The sequence below is a fragment of the Blautia sp. MCC269 genome (assembly GCF_018785655.1).
Classification (GTDB): domain Bacteria; phylum Bacillota; class Clostridia; order Lachnospirales; family Lachnospiraceae; genus Blautia_A.
Map to the genome: position 1 here is coordinate 43,884 of NZ_WQQE01000074.1, position 16,070 is coordinate 59,953.

Below are 16,070 nucleotides of genomic sequence, written 5' to 3' on the forward strand. Positions count from 1 at the left end.
GTTAAAAAATGGCAAAAGATAAGACCAATGATATGACTGTGGGAAATCCGGTGAGCCTGATCATCCGGTTTATGATTCCCATGTGTCTTGGAAATATTTTTCAGCAGTTTTATAACATTGCGGATTCCATTGTTGCGGGTCAGTTCCTGGGAGTAGATGCGCTGGCTGCAATCGGAAGCACCGGTTCACTGATGTTTTTTGTTACCGGATGGCTTAACGGACTGAGCAGTGGCTTTGCCATTCTGGTATCCCAGTGGTTCGGGGCGAAGCAATATGATAAGATGCGTCATTACGTAGCTATGTCCATTTATCTGGCAGCAGCCTTTGCCATTGTGATGACCATTGGCTTTGAGGCTTTGAATGAACCGATTCTGCGGCTGATGAATTCACCGGAGGATCTGATGGGATCTGTGAAGGGATATATGGGAATTATTTATGCAGGCCTGATCGTAACAGCGGCATATAATTCACTGGCAGCGTTTCTCCGTGCACTTGGAGATTCAAAATCTCCGCTGTATTTTCTGATCATTTCGGCAGTGATCAATGTGTTCCTGGATATTCTGTTTATTGTAAAAATCGGGATGGGAGTGGAAGGCTGTGCCTATGCTACGGTTATCGCGCAGGCAATTTCCGCAGTCTGCTGCCTGATCTATATTATCAAAAAGTTCCCGATCCTGCATCTGAAGAAAGAAAACTTTGAAGTTTCTTTTACCAGCTTCCGTTATCTGCTGGCCCTTGGTATTCCCATGGGACTTCAGTTTTCCATCACAGCGATCGGAACCATTATTGTGCAGGGTGCGGTAAATATTTACGGTTCTGTATATATGGCAGGATTTTCCGCTGCGGGAAAAATACAGAATATCATTGCAACTGTATTTGTAGCTTTTGGTGCGACGATGGCAACCTATGTAGGACAGAACCGGGGCGCCGGAAAGATGGACCGTGTAAAAGCAGGAATGAAATATACCCAGATCATGGTCTTGATCTGGAGTGTGATCACTATGATCATTATGTTCTTTTTCGGAAAGTACATGACCTGGCTATTTATTGACAAATCCCAGACGGATGTTATTAATGTTTCTGTTACTTATTTTCATACGGTATTCTGGGCATATCCGTTCCTTGGAAGTATCTTCCTCTACCGAAACGGACTTCAGGGACTGGGATATGGCTTGGTTCCCATGCTGGGCGGTGTGTTTGAACTGGCGGCAAGAAGTGCGATCGTTATGTTTGTTGCAGGAAAAACAAGTTTTGCAGGTGTATGTCTGGCAGATCCTGCCGCATGGATCGCAGCGCTGATCCCTCTGATCCCGTATTATATTTATGTGATGAAAAAGTGGAGCAGGGGAAAAAAGGAAACTGCTGCCTGAGTGGGTATAATACAGAAAATGAAAAGAATAAATTTAGGCTTGCAATTATGGAAGATACAGTTATAATGATATTATAACTGCGGAAAAAACCAGGAAACCAGGAAACCGGGATTCCGGGTAAGATTACAAATCCAGAAGGGAGAATATAGATCATGGAAATCACAAAGGAAACAACAATGGGCGAGATGCTTGCATACGATGAGAAGATCGCATACATCCTTATGCAGGAAGGAATGCACTGCATCGGCTGTCCGTCTTCTATCGGTGAGTCTCTTGAGGAGGCATGTATGGTACACGGACTTGACGTAAACGTAGTACTGGCAGACATCCATCACTATGAGGAAACCAAGAAACAGAAATAATCAGTACTATCACTGATCTTATAACGTTATAACGTACAGATTACGGACCGTAAGGGATAACGACTGTGCATGCCTTTTTGGCATGCCGGCGTTATCCCTTTTTTTATATATGGAGGAAAAAACATGTATGTCATGATCGACAATTTTGATTCATTTGTATATAATCTGAAGGCATATTTTCAGGAACTGGGGAGAGATATCCTGGTTAAACGCTGCGATGAGATTACTCTGGACGAGCTGGAAGCGATGAATCCGGAAGGGATTATTCTTTCGCCGGGACCGAAACGTCCCTGGGATGCGAAGCTCTGTGTAGATACGGTAAAAAAATTTCAGGGAAGGATTCCGATCCTGGGTGTCTGTCTGGGCCATCAGGTTATCGGCCACTGCGCGGGAGCAGTAGTGGAAAAGGGAGCACGTCCCATGCACGGAAAAGTAACAGAGATCCACAATTACGGAACCGGTGTGTTTGCAGGCCTGCCGGAGAAATATAAGGTTACAAGATATCATTCCCTGATCGTACGGGAAGACAGCATCCCGGAAGAATATCAGGTAGATGCTGTTTCCGATGACGGAGCAGTTATGGGAATTTCCCATAAAACACTGCCTCTGTATGGCGTACAGTTCCATCCGGAAGCTGTTCTTACGGAATATGGCCATGAGCTTCTTGAGAATTTCTGTAAGATCGCAGAGGAATTTCATCAGGAGAGGGAAGAAGAACTGGCAGAAGAGAAAACTGCTTAGATCAAAAAATAACCCGGAGATGAATGCAGCTCGCCTGCACTCATAAGAATATTACAGGGTGCAGTGAGGATACCTGATCCGCTCACTGCACAGATAAAACCGGGAACACACAGGAGTAAAAACATGTACAATAATCAGCGAATCATAAAAGAACTGACCCCATATATCCCGGCAGTGGAGATTTTCCGGATCTACGAGAGAGAGCCGGGAGCTGCATTTCTGGATTCCTCCCTTGTGAATGAACTGGGACATTATTCCGTGATCGGAAGGTGCCCCTATCTGAAACTGGTAAAAGACGGGAAGACCTTTACCATCAATGGAAAACCGGAAACAGAAACAACCTTTGAAGACTACATGCGGGAATATTTGAATACCCATGAGGACAAAAATGACAGCAGACTTCCCCTTGTGTCCGGAGCTGTAGGATATTTTTCCTATGATTACGGAAGGAAACAGATGGGAGTACCCTCCGGGGAAAAAGATCTTGTGACGATTCCGGAAGCGGTTCTGACGTTTTATGACTGTTTTGTTGTGGAAGACTGTCAGGAAAAAAGGACGTATCTTGTGTCAAATGGAATCAGCGGAAATGCCGCGGCGCAGATCGGCGCAATGGAAAAAGCAATCCTGGAATCTGCAGAGGCTGGCAAACCGGAAGAACCGGAAATCGGAGAAAAAAAGAAATTCGGAAATGGGATGATCACGGAAAATTCTCACCGTGAGAAATTTAAGATTCAGGTCCATCCAAATTTTGAGAAAGAGGAATACAAGCAGGCAGTGGACCGGATGATCCGGTATATTATAGAAGGTGATATCTACATTGCCAATATGACACAGCAGCTTACAATTGAAAGCGAAAAACAGCCGCTGGATGTTTTTTATGATCTTCGGAAAAACAATCCCTCTCCTTTTGGCGGATATCTGGATTTCGGAGATTATCAGATCGTCTGTGCCTCTCCGGAGCGCTTCCTGAAAATGAAAGACCGCCATGTAAACACCCGTCCTATAAAAGGAACACGAAAACGTGGCGCAACGCCTGAGGAAGACGAAATGCTCCGCCAGGAACTTGCAGATTCCGGAAAAGATAAAAGTGAGCTTCTGATGATCGTAGATCTGGAACGAAATGATCTGAACCGGGTATGTACACCGGGAAGCGTGAAAGTAACTGAACTTTTTACAGTGGAAGCATATGCCACAGTATTTCATCTGGTGTCGGATATTGAGGGAACACTGGAAGATGGAAAAAATGTGATGGACCTTCTGGAAGCTACGTTCCCCGGTGGTTCTATTACCGGTGCACCGAAATACCGCGCTATGGAGATCATTGATGAACTGGAGCATGGAAAAAGAAATCTCTATACCGGTTCCATCGGCTATCTGACACTGGATGGCAGCTGCGATTTTAACATCGTGATCCGTACAGCCCTTCATAAAAACGGGAAATATCATCTTGGTGTCGGCGGCGGGATCACGGCAGAGTCAGATCTGGAATTTGAGTATGAGGAAACACTGCAGAAAGCGAAAGCAATCCTGGACGCACTGCAATAGGGGACATACGGAATAACGGAAGACTAAGAAAGATTCTGCAGACGGGCCGGGAGACCTGATGCAAAAGGGAGGATGGAGATGAACGTAACATTAGATGAATGTTTTCAGTTTGGCCTGGGAGCATTTGAAACCATAGGGATCGAACAGGGAATTCCCATACTGCTGGATAAACACCTGAAAAGACTGGAACGTGCCGCAGATTTCCTGAAACTGGGAAGCTTGTCAGAACGGGGGATCACTGCACGGAAGATTGAAAAATATCTGGAAGAACAGAAAATGCGCACAGAAGTACAAAAGGAATTTAGAAACCTGGAGCACTGTGCATTAAAGATCATGCTTACCAAGGAAAACATGGTTTATTCTCTTCGTGCCAATCACTATACACCGGAAAAATATGAGAAAGGTTTTTTCATAGATATCAGTGCGGTAAAACGAAATGAAACCTCACCGCTGGTATATCACAAAACCATGAATTACGGAGACTGTATCCTGGAAAAAAGAAACGCCACGGCAGCAGGAATGGATGAGCGGCTGTTTCTCAATACAAAAGAACAGGTTTCTGAAGGTACGGTAAGTAATGTATTTTTTGTGAGAAACGGCGTGATCTGTACGCCACAAGTCAGTTGCGGCCTTCTTCCGGGGATCCTTCGGGAGTATCTCTGTGAAACAGAAGATGTGGAAGAGACAGACATCTATGTTCAGGACCTGAAGCGGTATCAGGAATGTTTTGTTACCAATTCCCTGATGGGAATCATGCCAGTGCGTCAGATCGGGGAAATTCGGTTTGAGGAAGACCGAGTGACAAAGAAGCTGATGAGAAAATATCAGGACATGGTACAGGAGACGATAAATAAGAGGAAAGACAGATGAAATGATATGGAGTGCCAGATTCTGTGAATGACCATGACTGAAATGAATGAAAATGACTGAGATAATCAGGGATAAAAGTGTATCAACCTGGAAAAACTAGGATTGATGCACTTTTTTTGTGCAAACTCAACCAAAAACAGTCATGAATTTTGTGAAGTAGTTTGATTGACTTTGAACGAAATTGGAAGTATACTAAGTTCAACAAATGAGGAACAACAAAAAGCGGTCAGAAACCCGCAGAATAAAAGATATGGGGAGGAGAAAGAAATGATCTGCACAGTTACTTTTAATCCATCTCTGGACTATATCGTTTCCGTAGAGGACTTCAAGCTTGGACTTACCAACCGTACCAGTTCTGAGCTGATGCTTCCGGGTGGAAAAGGAATCAACGTTTCCACCGTGCTGATGAACCTTGGAATTGAGAATACAGCACTTGGTTTCATGGCAGGATTCGTAGGAGATGAGATTGTAAGAAAGCTTGAGGAGATGGGAGTGAAATCCGATTTTATCAAGATCCCGGAAGGCGTTTCCAGAATCAACCTGAAGCTGAAATCCATTGACGGAACCGAGATCAACGGAATGGGACCTAAAATCAGCGCAGAAAAAGTTCAGGAGCTGATGGAGAAACTTGACACACTGAAAGAAGGAGATGTGCTTTTCCTGGCAGGAAGCATTCCATCATCCATGCCGGATGACATGTACGAGAAGATCATGGCGAGACTGGACGGAAGAGGCGTGATGATCGTTGTGGATGCAACAAGAGATCTTCTTGTAAACGTTTTGAAATATCATCCGTTCCTTGTGAAACCCAACAACCATGAACTGGGAGAAATCTTCGGAGTCGAGCTTAAGACCCGTCAGGATGTGATCCCTTACGGAAAGAAACTCCAGGAAAAAGGTGCCAGAAATGTACTGATTTCCATGGCCGGTGAAGGAGCTGTCCTGGTAGCAGAAGACGGACAGGTATTTGAGAAACCGGCACCGAAGGGAACACTGGTAAACGGTGTGGGAGCCGGAGATTCCATGGTAGCAGGCTTTATGGCAGGCTGGATGGAAAAACAGGATTACGAATACGCTTTCCACATGGGGATTTCCGCAGGAAGCGCAAGTGCATTTTCTGAAAATCTTGCCACGAGGGAAGAGATTCAGGCGGTATATAAACAGGTAACAGAGGGGTAAATAAGAAAGGAGAAGGGAAGATGAGAATCACAGATCTGCTTGACAAACGAAGCATATCGCTGGATGCAGCACCGAAGACCAAATCCGAAGCGCTGGATATGGCCGTAGATCTTATGGTAAAAAGTGAAAAGATCAGCGACCGGGAAGCTTATCGGAAACAGGTGTATTTAAGAGAGGAAGAAAGTACAACAGGAATCGGTGAGGGAATCGCCATTCCTCATGGAAAATGTGATGCGGTAAAGAAACCGGGACTTGCTGCCATGGTAGTAAAAAACGGCGTGGAATTTGAGGCACTGGACGATGAACCGGTCACCCTTCTTTTCCTGATCGCGGCACCGAATACAGAAGACAACATTCATCTGGATGTACTCAGCAAACTTTCCGTGATGCTGATGGATGATAATTTTACAGAGTCCTTACGTAACGCGAAATCTGTAGATGAATTTATGGAGATCATCGACAAGGCAGATGATGAGAAAAAAGATATCGACGAGAGACTGGCAGATACAGGAAGTTCCGAAGGAGCCAGAGCCAAACTGCTGGCAGTTACTTCATGCCCCACAGGTATTGCCCACACCTACATGGCAGCAGAAGGACTGGAAAAAGCAGCGAAGGCGAAAGACTGTTTCATTAAAATAGAGACAAGAGGCTCCGGCGGAGCAAAAAATGTACTTACGGATCAGGAGATCCAGGAAGCAGACTGCATTATCGTAGCAGCAGATGCCAAGGTTCCTATGGACCGTTTCGATGGAAAGAAAGTCATCGAATGCCAGGTTTCCGATGGAATCAGCAAGGCAGACCAGCTGGTTGAACGTGCGATCTCCGGAGATGTTCCGGTATATCATGGGGCAGCAGGCAGCCAGAACTCTTCCTCAAACGCAAAAGCAGGCGGCGGGGCAGGCCACAAAATCTACATGCAGCTGATGAATGGTGTATCTCATATGCTTCCACTGGTTGTTGGCGGTGGTATCCTGATCGCTCTTGCATTCCTGATCGATGGTTTAAGTGTAGATTTAAGTTCCCTTCCGGCAGACCAGAGAGCAAACTTTGGTACCATCACACCGGTAGCGGCTGTTCTGAAAAACATTGGTGGAACCGCATTTGGTTTTATGCTCCCTGTACTGGCCGGCTTTATCGCAATGGCCATCGGTGACAGACCGGCCCTTGCAGTTGGTCTTGTAGGCGGTATGATCGCGGCAAACGGAAAATCCGGTTTCCTTGGAGCTCTTCTTGCAGGTTTCCTTGCAGGATATCTGATCCTGGGACTTCGTAAAGTCTGTGACAAACTTCCGGAAGCTCTGGAAAAAATCGCACCTGTACTGATCTATCCGGTTGTTGGTGTCCTTCTTATGGGACTTTGTATGACATTCATTGTAGAGCCGATCATGGGCGGCATCAATACAGGATTAAATAATGCCTTGACAGGCATGGGAAATTCAAGTAAAGTAATTTTAGGACTGGTTCTCGGTGGCATGATGGCCATTGATATGGGAGGCCCGTTCAACAAAGCAGCATATGTATTTGGTACAGCAGCCATTGCGGCAGGTAACTATGATATTATGGCAGCAGTTATGGTGGGAGGTATGACTCCTCCATGCGCTATTGCACTTGCATCCCTGCTGTTTAAAGACAAATTTACAAAAGAAGAGCGTGAGGCAGGACCGACTAACTTTATCATGGGACTTGCATTTATCACAGAAGGAGCCATTCCTTTTGCGGCATCTGACCCGATCCATGTACTTCCGTCCTGTATCGTCGGTTCCGCAGTAGCCGGAGCGATCTCCATGTTTTTCAACTGTACACTGATGGCACCGCACGGCGGAATCTTCGTATTCCCGGTTGTAGGTAACGCACTGATGTATCTGGTTGCACTGGTTGTGGGAACTCTGATCTCAGCCGTACTTCTCGGTGTACTGAAGAAAAAAGTTGCTTAAATTTTTAAAATTAAAAATAAAAACCTGGAGGATAAAAAAATGAAAGAATTCAAGTATGTAGTAACAGATAACGAAGGAATCCATGCACGTCCGGCAGGAGAGCTTGTGAAACTTGTAAAAGGTTTCGAGTCCAAGATCACAATCGAGAAAGACGGTAAGACTGTAGAGTGTAGAAAGCTTCTTGCACTTATGGGACTTGGCGTAAAGAAAGGCCATGAGGTTACTTTCACATTCGATGGTGCAGACGAGGATGCAGCATACGAGGCAGTAAGCAAATTCATGCAGGAGAACCTGTAATCTCAGAATGAGTAAACAGAAGACATCCCGGTCCGTCTGATCGGGGTGTCTTTTTTAAAGGAGGAAAACTATGCTGACGGAGCAGAGATATGAGATCATACTCGGCCTTCTCAGAGAAAAAAACAGTGTCACAGTAACAGAACTGAAAGATATCCTGGATGCATCAGAATCTACGGTCCGCAGGGATATCACAGCGCTTTACAAGGCAGGAAAACTGACCAGGGTTTTTGGCGGTGCAGTGGCACTGGAGCATACAGTCAATGCCTATGAGCCTACCGTAGCCCAAAAATCCGAGCTTAATATCGAGGAAAAAAAGAAGATCGCAGCCTATGCGGCATCTCTGATCCAGCCGGGAGATTTTGTATATCTGGATGCGGGAACGACTACCGGATATATGCTGGAACATCTTAATGGCTCCAGGGCGACGTTTGTGACCAACGGTGTTTCCCATGCCAGGACTCTGGCTCAGATGGGAGTCCATGTGCTGCTGATCGGCGGAGAACTGAAAGGTTCCACAGAAGCGGTGATCGGAAGCCAGGCTATGCAGATGCTGAAGAACTATCATTTTACAAAGGGTTTTTTTGGAACAAACGGAATGACGCTAAGAGAAGGTTTTACTACACCGGAGGCCAACGAGGCACTGGTAAAACGAACAGCCATGGAGCAGTGCCTGGAAAGATACGTAGTGTCCGACAGCTCCAAATTCGGACAGATCAGTGCGGTGACATTCTTTTCGTTTGACGGAGCGGTGATCCTGACAGAAAACTGTTCCAGAGAATATAAGGACTGCAGAAATATTCAGATCGTATCATAAAAAGATATAAAATAAAAAGATTATAAATAAAAAACCGGTTTGGAAGAAAAAAATTCTTCGGAAACCGGTTTTTGTGATCAGTCTTCTTTGGAAATCATGGATTCCAGATCTTCCACAGAAATGTCTTTCTTACGCATCAGTTTAAGAAGACGTTTCAGCTCTGCGGCTTCTTCTGCTTTCTTGGCTGCTTTATGAATTTCTTCCAGCTGTGCTGCAAGAGCAGTTTTCTCATCTTCCAGAGCTGCGATCTTCTCTGTGTAGGCAGCAATCTTGGACTCTACTTTGGAAATTTTTTCGTTCAGTACTTCTACTTTGGTACGTCTCTGTCCCATATGAAACCTCCTAATAAAATATTATTACTTATACAATAGCATAAAAGGTCTGAAAATACAATTATCAATTACATTTTATATTGAATTGATGGGGAAAGTATGATATTTTATCAAAATATAAATCGGAATATCCGTTTTACAGAAATCGGAAATAAAAATGAAACAGAATTTTATAAGGTGAAGAGAACAATGGAAGATAAAAAATTACAGGAAGCATTAAAAAAAGAAGAAGATCTGAAAGACTATCTCCGCCAGTTGAAAAGTGTGGCTGTTGCCTTTTCCGGAGAGAGAGCTGAAGGAAGCGATCCACTTCTGCGAAAAAGAAGGCATCCGTCATTTTGTATGTGAATCCAAGGAGCTGGACATCGAAGGATTTTCCCATAATCCGAAGAACCGATGTTATATCTGTAAGCACGAGCTGTTTGAGAAGATCATCAACATCGCAAAGGAGCAGAAGATCGAATATATCGCAGAAGGCTCCAATATGGATGACAACGGAGATTACAGACCAGGGCTTCAGGCAGTGGCAGAACTTGGTGTGACAAGTCCTCTGCGCCATTCCAAGCTTGCGAAAGAAGAAATCCGTATCCTGTCCAGAAATCTGGGACTTCCTACCTGGGATAAGCAGTCTTTTGCCTGCCTTTCTTCCAGATTTGTTTACGGAGAAGAGATCACAAGGGATAAACTTTCCATGGTGGATAAAGCAGAGCAGCTTCTTCTGGATCTGGGATTCCATCAGGTTCGTGTGCGGATCCACGGAATGATGGCCCGCATTGAAGTGGAACCGGGAGAATTTTCCAAAGTTCTGGAAAACCGGGAAAAGATCACAAAAGAGTTTAAGACATATGGCTTTACCTATGTTACAATGGATCTGACAGGCTACCGGACAGGAAGCATGAACGAAACATTGGGAGAGTAATATGAAAATAATTGCAAGGATCAGAAGTGATTTTCCAACAAAATTTGGAATCCCGCGCCAGAGCGGCCGTGTGGAAGAACTGACAGCCCGTGTTGTTTTTGAACCGGAATACCGGGTACGGGAAGCGGTAAAGGGAATGGAAGATTTTTCACATATCTGGCTGCTCTGGGAATTTTCTAAGGCAATCCGTGAGAACTGGTCACCTACGGTACGTCCACCGCGTCTGGGCGGGAATGAAAGGATGGGTGTATTTGCCACCAGATCCCCCTTCCGTCCAAATCCGGTAGGGCTGTCCTGCGTGAAACTGGAAAAGATCGATCTGGAGAGTAAAGAAGCTCCTGTACTGATCGTATCCGGTGCAGATCTGATGGATGGAACCCCCATCTATGATATCAAGCCATATCTGCCGGCTGCAGACTGCCATCCGGAAGCCCTGGGCGGTTTTGCAACAAAAGTGGAGCAGCACTTCCTGAAAGTGGAGATTCCCGAAGAATGGAAGGCAAAGATCCCGGAAGAGAAACTTTCTGCGCTGGAAGGGGTACTTAAGGAAGATCCAAGGCCTGCCTACCAGAAAGATCCGGAGCGGATATACGGAATGCCTTTTGCGGGAATGGATGTGCATTTCCAGGTAAAAGAGGGCATACTTACTGTATGTGGGATCACAGAATATAAAAAATCTGACAAAATTTAAAATTACCTTTGACAAACTTTTTAAGGCATGGTATTATAATAAACGAGTTAGCAAATGCTAACTCAATATTTTAAAGCAAGAGTTAGTCAAAGATAACCAGTAACAGTTATATAAAAAAAGTTCAGAGATCAAAGGAGAGTGAATTATGAGCGTTGTAATCGTAGGCGGTAATGAAAGAATGATATGTCAGTATGAGGATATCTGTAAAGGGTTCGGATGTAAGGCGAAAGTTTTTGCCAAGGAAAAAGGAGCTATGAAGAAAAAGATCGGTGTGCCGGATCTGATGATTCTGTTTACAAGTACCGTTTCCCACAAAATGGTAAACTGCGCGGTAGAAGAAGCAAAGAAAAAATCCATCCCTGTATGCCGCTGTCACACAAGCAGCGCTGCAGCTCTTGAGAACATTCTGAAACAGTACTGTGCATAAGAAACAGGTCAGGAGATACTTTTCTCTTGTATAATTTGACTTTTTTTGCGGAAATGTAACGGAAAGACTTGCAAAATTATAAATTATTCAATAAAATAGCCGTAGGTTTCTGTGGTAAAGTGTTGCAGTGAATCGTGAATATGCAGCGCTGGAAGTCGAAATTACAGGTGAGAGGTGTTATCATGAAAAAAGTTGTAAAATTCGGTGGAAGTTCCCTTGCAAATGCGGAGCAGTTCCAGAAAGTGGGCGATATCATCCGCAGCGATGAGAGCCGCCGTTATGTAGTTCCGTCAGCTCCGGGAAAGAGATTTGACGAAGATATCAAAGTAACCGATATGCTTTACGGATGCTATGACGCAGCATCCAAAGGTGAGGATATCACTGAGAAGCTTAATGCCATCAAAGAGAGATATTATGAGATTATCAAAGGTCTTGGACTGAGCCTTTCTCTTGAAGACGAGTTCAAGAAGATCGATGAGGATTTCCGTGCACAGGCAGGAATCCAGTATGCGGCATCCAGAGGTGAGTTCCTCAATGGTAAGATCATGGCTGCATATCTTGGATACGATTTTGTGGATGCGGCTACTGTAATCCGTTTTGATAAAGACGGTAATCTGGAAGCTGAGGAGACCAACAAACTCCTTTCCAAGAAACTCAGCAAATCCCAGCATGCGGTTATCCCGGGATTCTACGGAGCATGTGCAGATGGTACGGTAAAGACATTTTCCAGAGGTGGTTCTGATGTAACAGGATCCCTGGTTGCAAAAGCGATCCATGCAGATATCTATGAGAACTGGACTGATGTTTCCGGTTTCCTTGTAACCGATCCGCGTATCGTACACAATCCGGAACCCATCGAGGCAATTACATACAGAGAGCTTCGTGAGCTTTCTTACATGGGAGCAACCGTTCTTCATGAGGATGCGATCTTCCCGGTTCGTAAAGAGGGAATTCCGATCAACATCCGTAATACAAACAGCCCGGAAGACAAAGGTACACTGATTGTAGAGAGCACCTGCAAAAAACCGAAATTTACAATTACCGGTATTGCCGGAAAGAAAGGTTTCTGCTCCATTAATATCGAGAAATCCATGATGAACAGTGAGATCGGTTTTGGCCGTAAAGTTCTTCAGGTATTTGAGGATCAGGGAATCAGTTTTGAGCATGTACCGTCCGGAATCGATACTATGACCGTATATGTTCACCAGGATGAGTTTGAGGAGAAAGAACAGCAGGTTATCGCAGGCATCCACCGTCTGGTACAGCCTGACTTCGTGGAGATGGAATCCGACCTTGCACTGATCGCAGTCGTAGGCCGTGGAATGAAATCCCAGAGAGGTACCGCAGGAAGAATCTTCTCTGCTCTTGCTCATGCAAATGTAAATGTAAAAATGATCGACCAGGGTTCCAGTGAGCTGAATATCATCATCGGTGTTGAGAACCGCGATTTCGAAAAAGCTGTCAGAGCGATCTATGATATTTTTGTTCTGACACGGATCTAAAAATATCCATTTTAATTAAATCAGGAAGTATTATATCCGCCGCAGGACATGTAACATACCGTCCTGTGGCGGATTTTTTGGCCAAAATCTATGGTTTACCTAAAAATAATCCAAATAAATTCGACAAAATTTCTAAAAGAAAAACAAAGATATTATACATTGTGTCGAAAAACGTCTGACAGGAAATAAACAGTATTGACAAAAACTTAACTTTTGTGTAAAACAGACATATACAAAAACTTCAGAAAGGCAGGCGGTCAGCAATGGAGAAACAGATCAAACTGGATGAAAAAAGCGCACAGGAGTTTGTCAGTGCAGCCAGCAGATGCAATTTTGATATTGATGTATTTTACAACCGCATTATCATCGACGCGAAGTCGATCCTTGGACTTCTTAGTCTGGATCTGACAAAGACTCTGACAGTAAAGTGTTACGGAGAGGATGAAAATTTTAACCAGGTTCTTTCCAAGTACGCGGTAGGCTGAGAAATATGAATAAAGAAAAAAAGTAATAAAAAGGCGCAGTTCATGAGAAGCAAAGCAGAACATGCGTCTTTTTTGATTGCAAAAAGATTTTTGTATGTAGTTTTTATGGTATAATCTGAAATACAGCATTGCAGAAAAGGACAGTTTTCGGAGGAAGAGCTCTGAAAGCTGCAGGAGTGAAATTATGGAAAAACCAAAAGTACGGATTTCTGTCAGAAACCTGGTGGAATTTATATTACGTAGCGGAGACCTGGATAACAGCCGTGGATCATCCGGAGATAAAGAAGCCATGTTAAAAGGCGGAAGGCTTCACCGGAAGATCCAGAGAAGCATGAAAGGCAATTATCAGGCGGAAGTTTCCCTGAAAAGAGAAAGTGAATACGAGGATACGATCATTCAGGTGGAAGGTCGTGCAGATGGAATTTTTACAGAGGACGGGGAGGTCTGGATCGATGAGATCAAAGGAACCTATGGAAATCTCCAGGCAATGGAGATGCCGGTACCTGTCCACCGTGCACAGGCAATGTGTTACGGGTGGATTTACGGAGAAAAAGAAGGCCTTTCCCAAATCGGGATCCAGATGACCTATTCCCATCTGGATACAGAGGATACCAGAAGATTCCGGGAAATTTTTTCCATGGAGGAACTGAAAAAGTGGTACCAGGAACTTCTGGATGCTTACCATAAATGGATTGCTTATTCACTTTCCTGGAAAAAAGAACGGAATGCATCCATGACAGATCTGCAGTTTCCGTTTCCTTACAGAGAAGGGCAGAGAGAGATCGTCAGTGGTGTATATCATACGGTTTCCAGTAAGAAAACGCTGTTTGTCCAGGCACCTACCGGAGTGGGAAAAACTATGTCTGCAATTTTTCCATCTGTACGTGCCATCGGAGAGGGGAAAGGCGAAACACTTTTTTACCTTACCGCAAAAACCATTACAGGAACAGTTGCCTGGGAAGCGTTCCATACTTTGCGTGAAAATGGACTGAAATTTAAGGTTACAGCCATTACCGCAAAAGAAAAGCTTTGTTTCCTGGATTCACCGGAATGTACACCGGAGAAATGCCCCTATGCAAAAGGACATTTTGACCGGGTGAATGATGCAGTCTATGAACTTTGGACTACCGAAGAGGTATATTCCAGGGAAGTGATCCGTGCTCATGCAGAAAAATGGCAGGTATGTCCTTTTGAAATGTGCCTGGATCTTTCCGTCTGGGTAGACGGGGTGATCTGTGACTATAACTATGCCTTTGATCCCAATGTCCATCTGAAACGCTTTTTCGGGGAAAATATTTCCGGGGATTATATCTTTCTTATTGATGAGGCCCATAATCTGGTGGAACGCGGAAGAGAAATGTACAGTGCGGAAGTATCCAGACAGACACTTCTTACGCTGCGGAAAAAAATCCGGAAACATTTTCCGAAACTTGCCAGGGCCTTGGATAAAGCCAGCAGGCAGATGCTGGAACTGGAGGAAGATCTTAAGGCATCCCAAAATCCGTATCAGGTGCTTTCAAATCCAGGGGTGCTGCCCGTTACGTTCCTTACCATTTCCGGTGAGCTGGAAGAAATCCTGGAAGAAAAAAATCTGGAAGAGGAGCTTCGAAAAGAGATTCTGGAATTTTATTTTGTTGTGCGTGATTTTCTGAATGTGTCAGAATTGGTGGATGAGAACTATGTGGTCTATACAGAATGCTTTGGAGAAAATGATTTTCGGCTTCGCCTCTTCTGTGTGAATCCGGCTGCAAACCTGGGAGAGTACCTGAAAAAGGGAAGAAGTGCGGTGTTTTTTTCGGCAACGCTTTTTCCCATGCTATATTACCGGGAACTTCTGACAACGGAAACGGATGCCTATGGAATTTATGTGCAGTCTCCGTTTTCGGCGGAAAACAGAAGAATTCTTATCGGAAGTGATGTGAGCAGCCGGTATACAAGGAGAAACCATACAGAGTACCGTAAGATTGCGGAATATATTTCCAGATGTGTATGGCAGCGCCAAGGAAATTATATGGTATTTTTTCCCTCCTATCGCCTGATGGAAGATGTATATCAGGTTTATGAGGAGGAATTTTCGGTAGACTGGGTGCGCTGTATCCGACAGAATTCTGATATGACGGAACGGGAACGGGAGGAATTCCTGGAAGAATTTCAGAGCAGGGAAGGAACTTTGGTAGGTTTTTGTGTACTTGGAGGGATTTTTTCCGAAGGGGTTGATCTTACCGGAGAAAGCCTGATCGGGGCGATCATAGTGGGAACCGGGCTTCCGCAGATCGGCAGTGAGAGGGAGATTCTGAAAGAATATTATGACAGAAAGAAACAGAGCGGTTTTGATTATGCCTACCGTTATCCTGGCATGAATAAGGTTCTCCAGGCAGCCGGACGTGTGATCCGCACCAAAGAGGACAAAGGTGTGATATTGCTTCTGGATGACCGTTTTCTGGGCCGGGATTACGGAGAAATTTTTCCGAGGGAATGGAAAGACCGGAGCAGCTGCAGGCTGAATACCGTGGAAGAGGCAGTAAGCAGGTTCTGGAGATCGTTTACTTGACAGACGGAAGAAATCCGGTATACTGATAGAGACTTTATCCACACTGGAAAA

The 16,070-nt window shown here is 44.6% G+C and carries 16 protein-coding genes; 15 read left to right on the forward strand and 1 reads right to left on the reverse strand.

Annotated features, from left to right (window positions below; all coding sequences use genetic code 11):
* Window positions 1-8 precede the first annotated feature (8 nt).
* The 9 genes from GPK88_RS16950 (at window position 9) to GPK88_RS16990 (ending at window position 9,112) form a co-directional block, all read left to right on the forward strand.
* Entirely contained in the window at window positions 9-1,370 is a 1,362-nt protein-coding gene (locus tag GPK88_RS16950; protein WP_118608273.1) for an MATE family efflux transporter, read from the forward strand.
* 152 nt (window positions 1,371-1,522) lie between these two features.
* Entirely contained in the window at window positions 1,523-1,732 is a 210-nt protein-coding gene (locus GPK88_RS16955) for a DUF1858 domain-containing protein (protein ID WP_021977547.1), read from the forward strand.
* A 123-nt stretch (window positions 1,733-1,855) separates the two neighbouring features.
* Window positions 1,856-2,473 carry an anthranilate synthase component II gene (locus tag GPK88_RS16960; protein ID WP_173772010.1) on the forward strand — a complete coding sequence of 206 codons (618 nt, stop codon included), beginning with the start codon at window positions 1,856-1,858 and terminating at the stop codon, window positions 2,471-2,473.
* 123 nt (window positions 2,474-2,596) lie between these two features.
* Complete coding sequence (gene pabB / locus GPK88_RS16965; protein WP_215708057.1) at window positions 2,597-4,018, forward strand: aminodeoxychorismate synthase component I; 1,422 nt, start codon at window positions 2,597-2,599, stop codon at window positions 4,016-4,018.
* 78 nt (window positions 4,019-4,096) lie between these two features.
* A complete protein-coding gene (locus GPK88_RS16970; RefSeq protein WP_173762111.1) occupies window positions 4,097-4,888 on the forward strand; it encodes an aminotransferase class IV in 792 nt (263 codons plus the stop codon).
* Between the two features lie 267 nt (window positions 4,889-5,155).
* Complete coding sequence (gene pfkB, locus GPK88_RS16975) at window positions 5,156-6,067, forward strand: 1-phosphofructokinase (protein ID WP_173762112.1); 912 nt, start codon at window positions 5,156-5,158, stop codon at window positions 6,065-6,067.
* Between the two features lie 20 nt (window positions 6,068-6,087).
* Complete coding sequence (locus tag GPK88_RS16980) at window positions 6,088-8,001, forward strand: PTS fructose transporter subunit IIABC (protein ID WP_173762113.1); 1,914 nt, start codon at window positions 6,088-6,090, stop codon at window positions 7,999-8,001.
* Between the two features lie 39 nt (window positions 8,002-8,040).
* Window positions 8,041-8,298, forward strand: coding sequence for an HPr family phosphocarrier protein (locus GPK88_RS16985; protein WP_015525831.1), 258 nt, complete (start codon window positions 8,041-8,043; stop codon window positions 8,296-8,298).
* A 70-nt stretch (window positions 8,299-8,368) separates the two neighbouring features.
* The gene (locus tag GPK88_RS16990; protein ID WP_173762114.1) at window positions 8,369-9,112 is read left to right on the forward strand and encodes a DeoR/GlpR family DNA-binding transcription regulator; all 744 of its coding nucleotides are present in this window, start codon (window positions 8,369-8,371) and stop codon (window positions 9,110-9,112) included.
* A gap of 77 nt (window positions 9,113-9,189) precedes the next feature.
* Here GPK88_RS16990 and GPK88_RS16995 read toward each other — a convergent pair whose 3' ends face one another.
* On the reverse strand, window positions 9,190-9,444 hold the full coding sequence (locus GPK88_RS16995) for a hypothetical protein (protein WP_173762115.1): 255 nt from the start codon (window positions 9,442-9,444) through the stop codon (window positions 9,190-9,192).
* Between the two features lie 262 nt (window positions 9,445-9,706).
* Here GPK88_RS16995 and larE point away from each other — a divergent pair, with 262 nt between their 5' ends.
* The 6 genes from larE (at window position 9,707) to GPK88_RS17025 (ending at window position 16,019) form a co-directional block, all read left to right on the forward strand.
* The gene (larE, locus tag GPK88_RS17000) at window positions 9,707-10,363 is read left to right on the forward strand and encodes an ATP-dependent sacrificial sulfur transferase LarE (RefSeq protein WP_330626718.1); all 657 of its coding nucleotides are present in this window, start codon (window positions 9,707-9,709) and stop codon (window positions 10,361-10,363) included.
* A 1-nt stretch (window position 10,364) separates the two neighbouring features.
* Complete coding sequence (gene tsaA, locus GPK88_RS17005; protein ID WP_215708058.1) at window positions 10,365-11,054, forward strand: tRNA (N6-threonylcarbamoyladenosine(37)-N6)-methyltransferase TrmO; 690 nt, start codon at window positions 10,365-10,367, stop codon at window positions 11,052-11,054.
* Between the two features lie 145 nt (window positions 11,055-11,199).
* Window positions 11,200-11,481, forward strand: coding sequence for a DUF2325 domain-containing protein (locus GPK88_RS17010; RefSeq protein ID WP_174095722.1), 282 nt, complete (start codon window positions 11,200-11,202; stop codon window positions 11,479-11,481).
* Window positions 11,482-11,663: 182 nt separating this feature from the next.
* Complete coding sequence (locus GPK88_RS17015; RefSeq protein ID WP_173762117.1) at window positions 11,664-12,983, forward strand: aspartate kinase; 1,320 nt, start codon at window positions 11,664-11,666, stop codon at window positions 12,981-12,983.
* 263 nt (window positions 12,984-13,246) lie between these two features.
* Window positions 13,247-13,468 (forward strand): HPr family phosphocarrier protein, encoded by a 222-nt coding sequence (locus GPK88_RS17020; RefSeq protein WP_021977558.1) that lies wholly within the window; start codon window positions 13,247-13,249, stop codon window positions 13,466-13,468.
* 184 nt (window positions 13,469-13,652) lie between these two features.
* Window positions 13,653-16,019, forward strand: a complete 2,367-nt coding sequence (locus tag GPK88_RS17025) for an ATP-dependent DNA helicase (RefSeq protein WP_215708059.1) — start codon at window positions 13,653-13,655, stop codon at window positions 16,017-16,019.
* Window positions 16,020-16,070 lie beyond the last annotated feature (51 nt).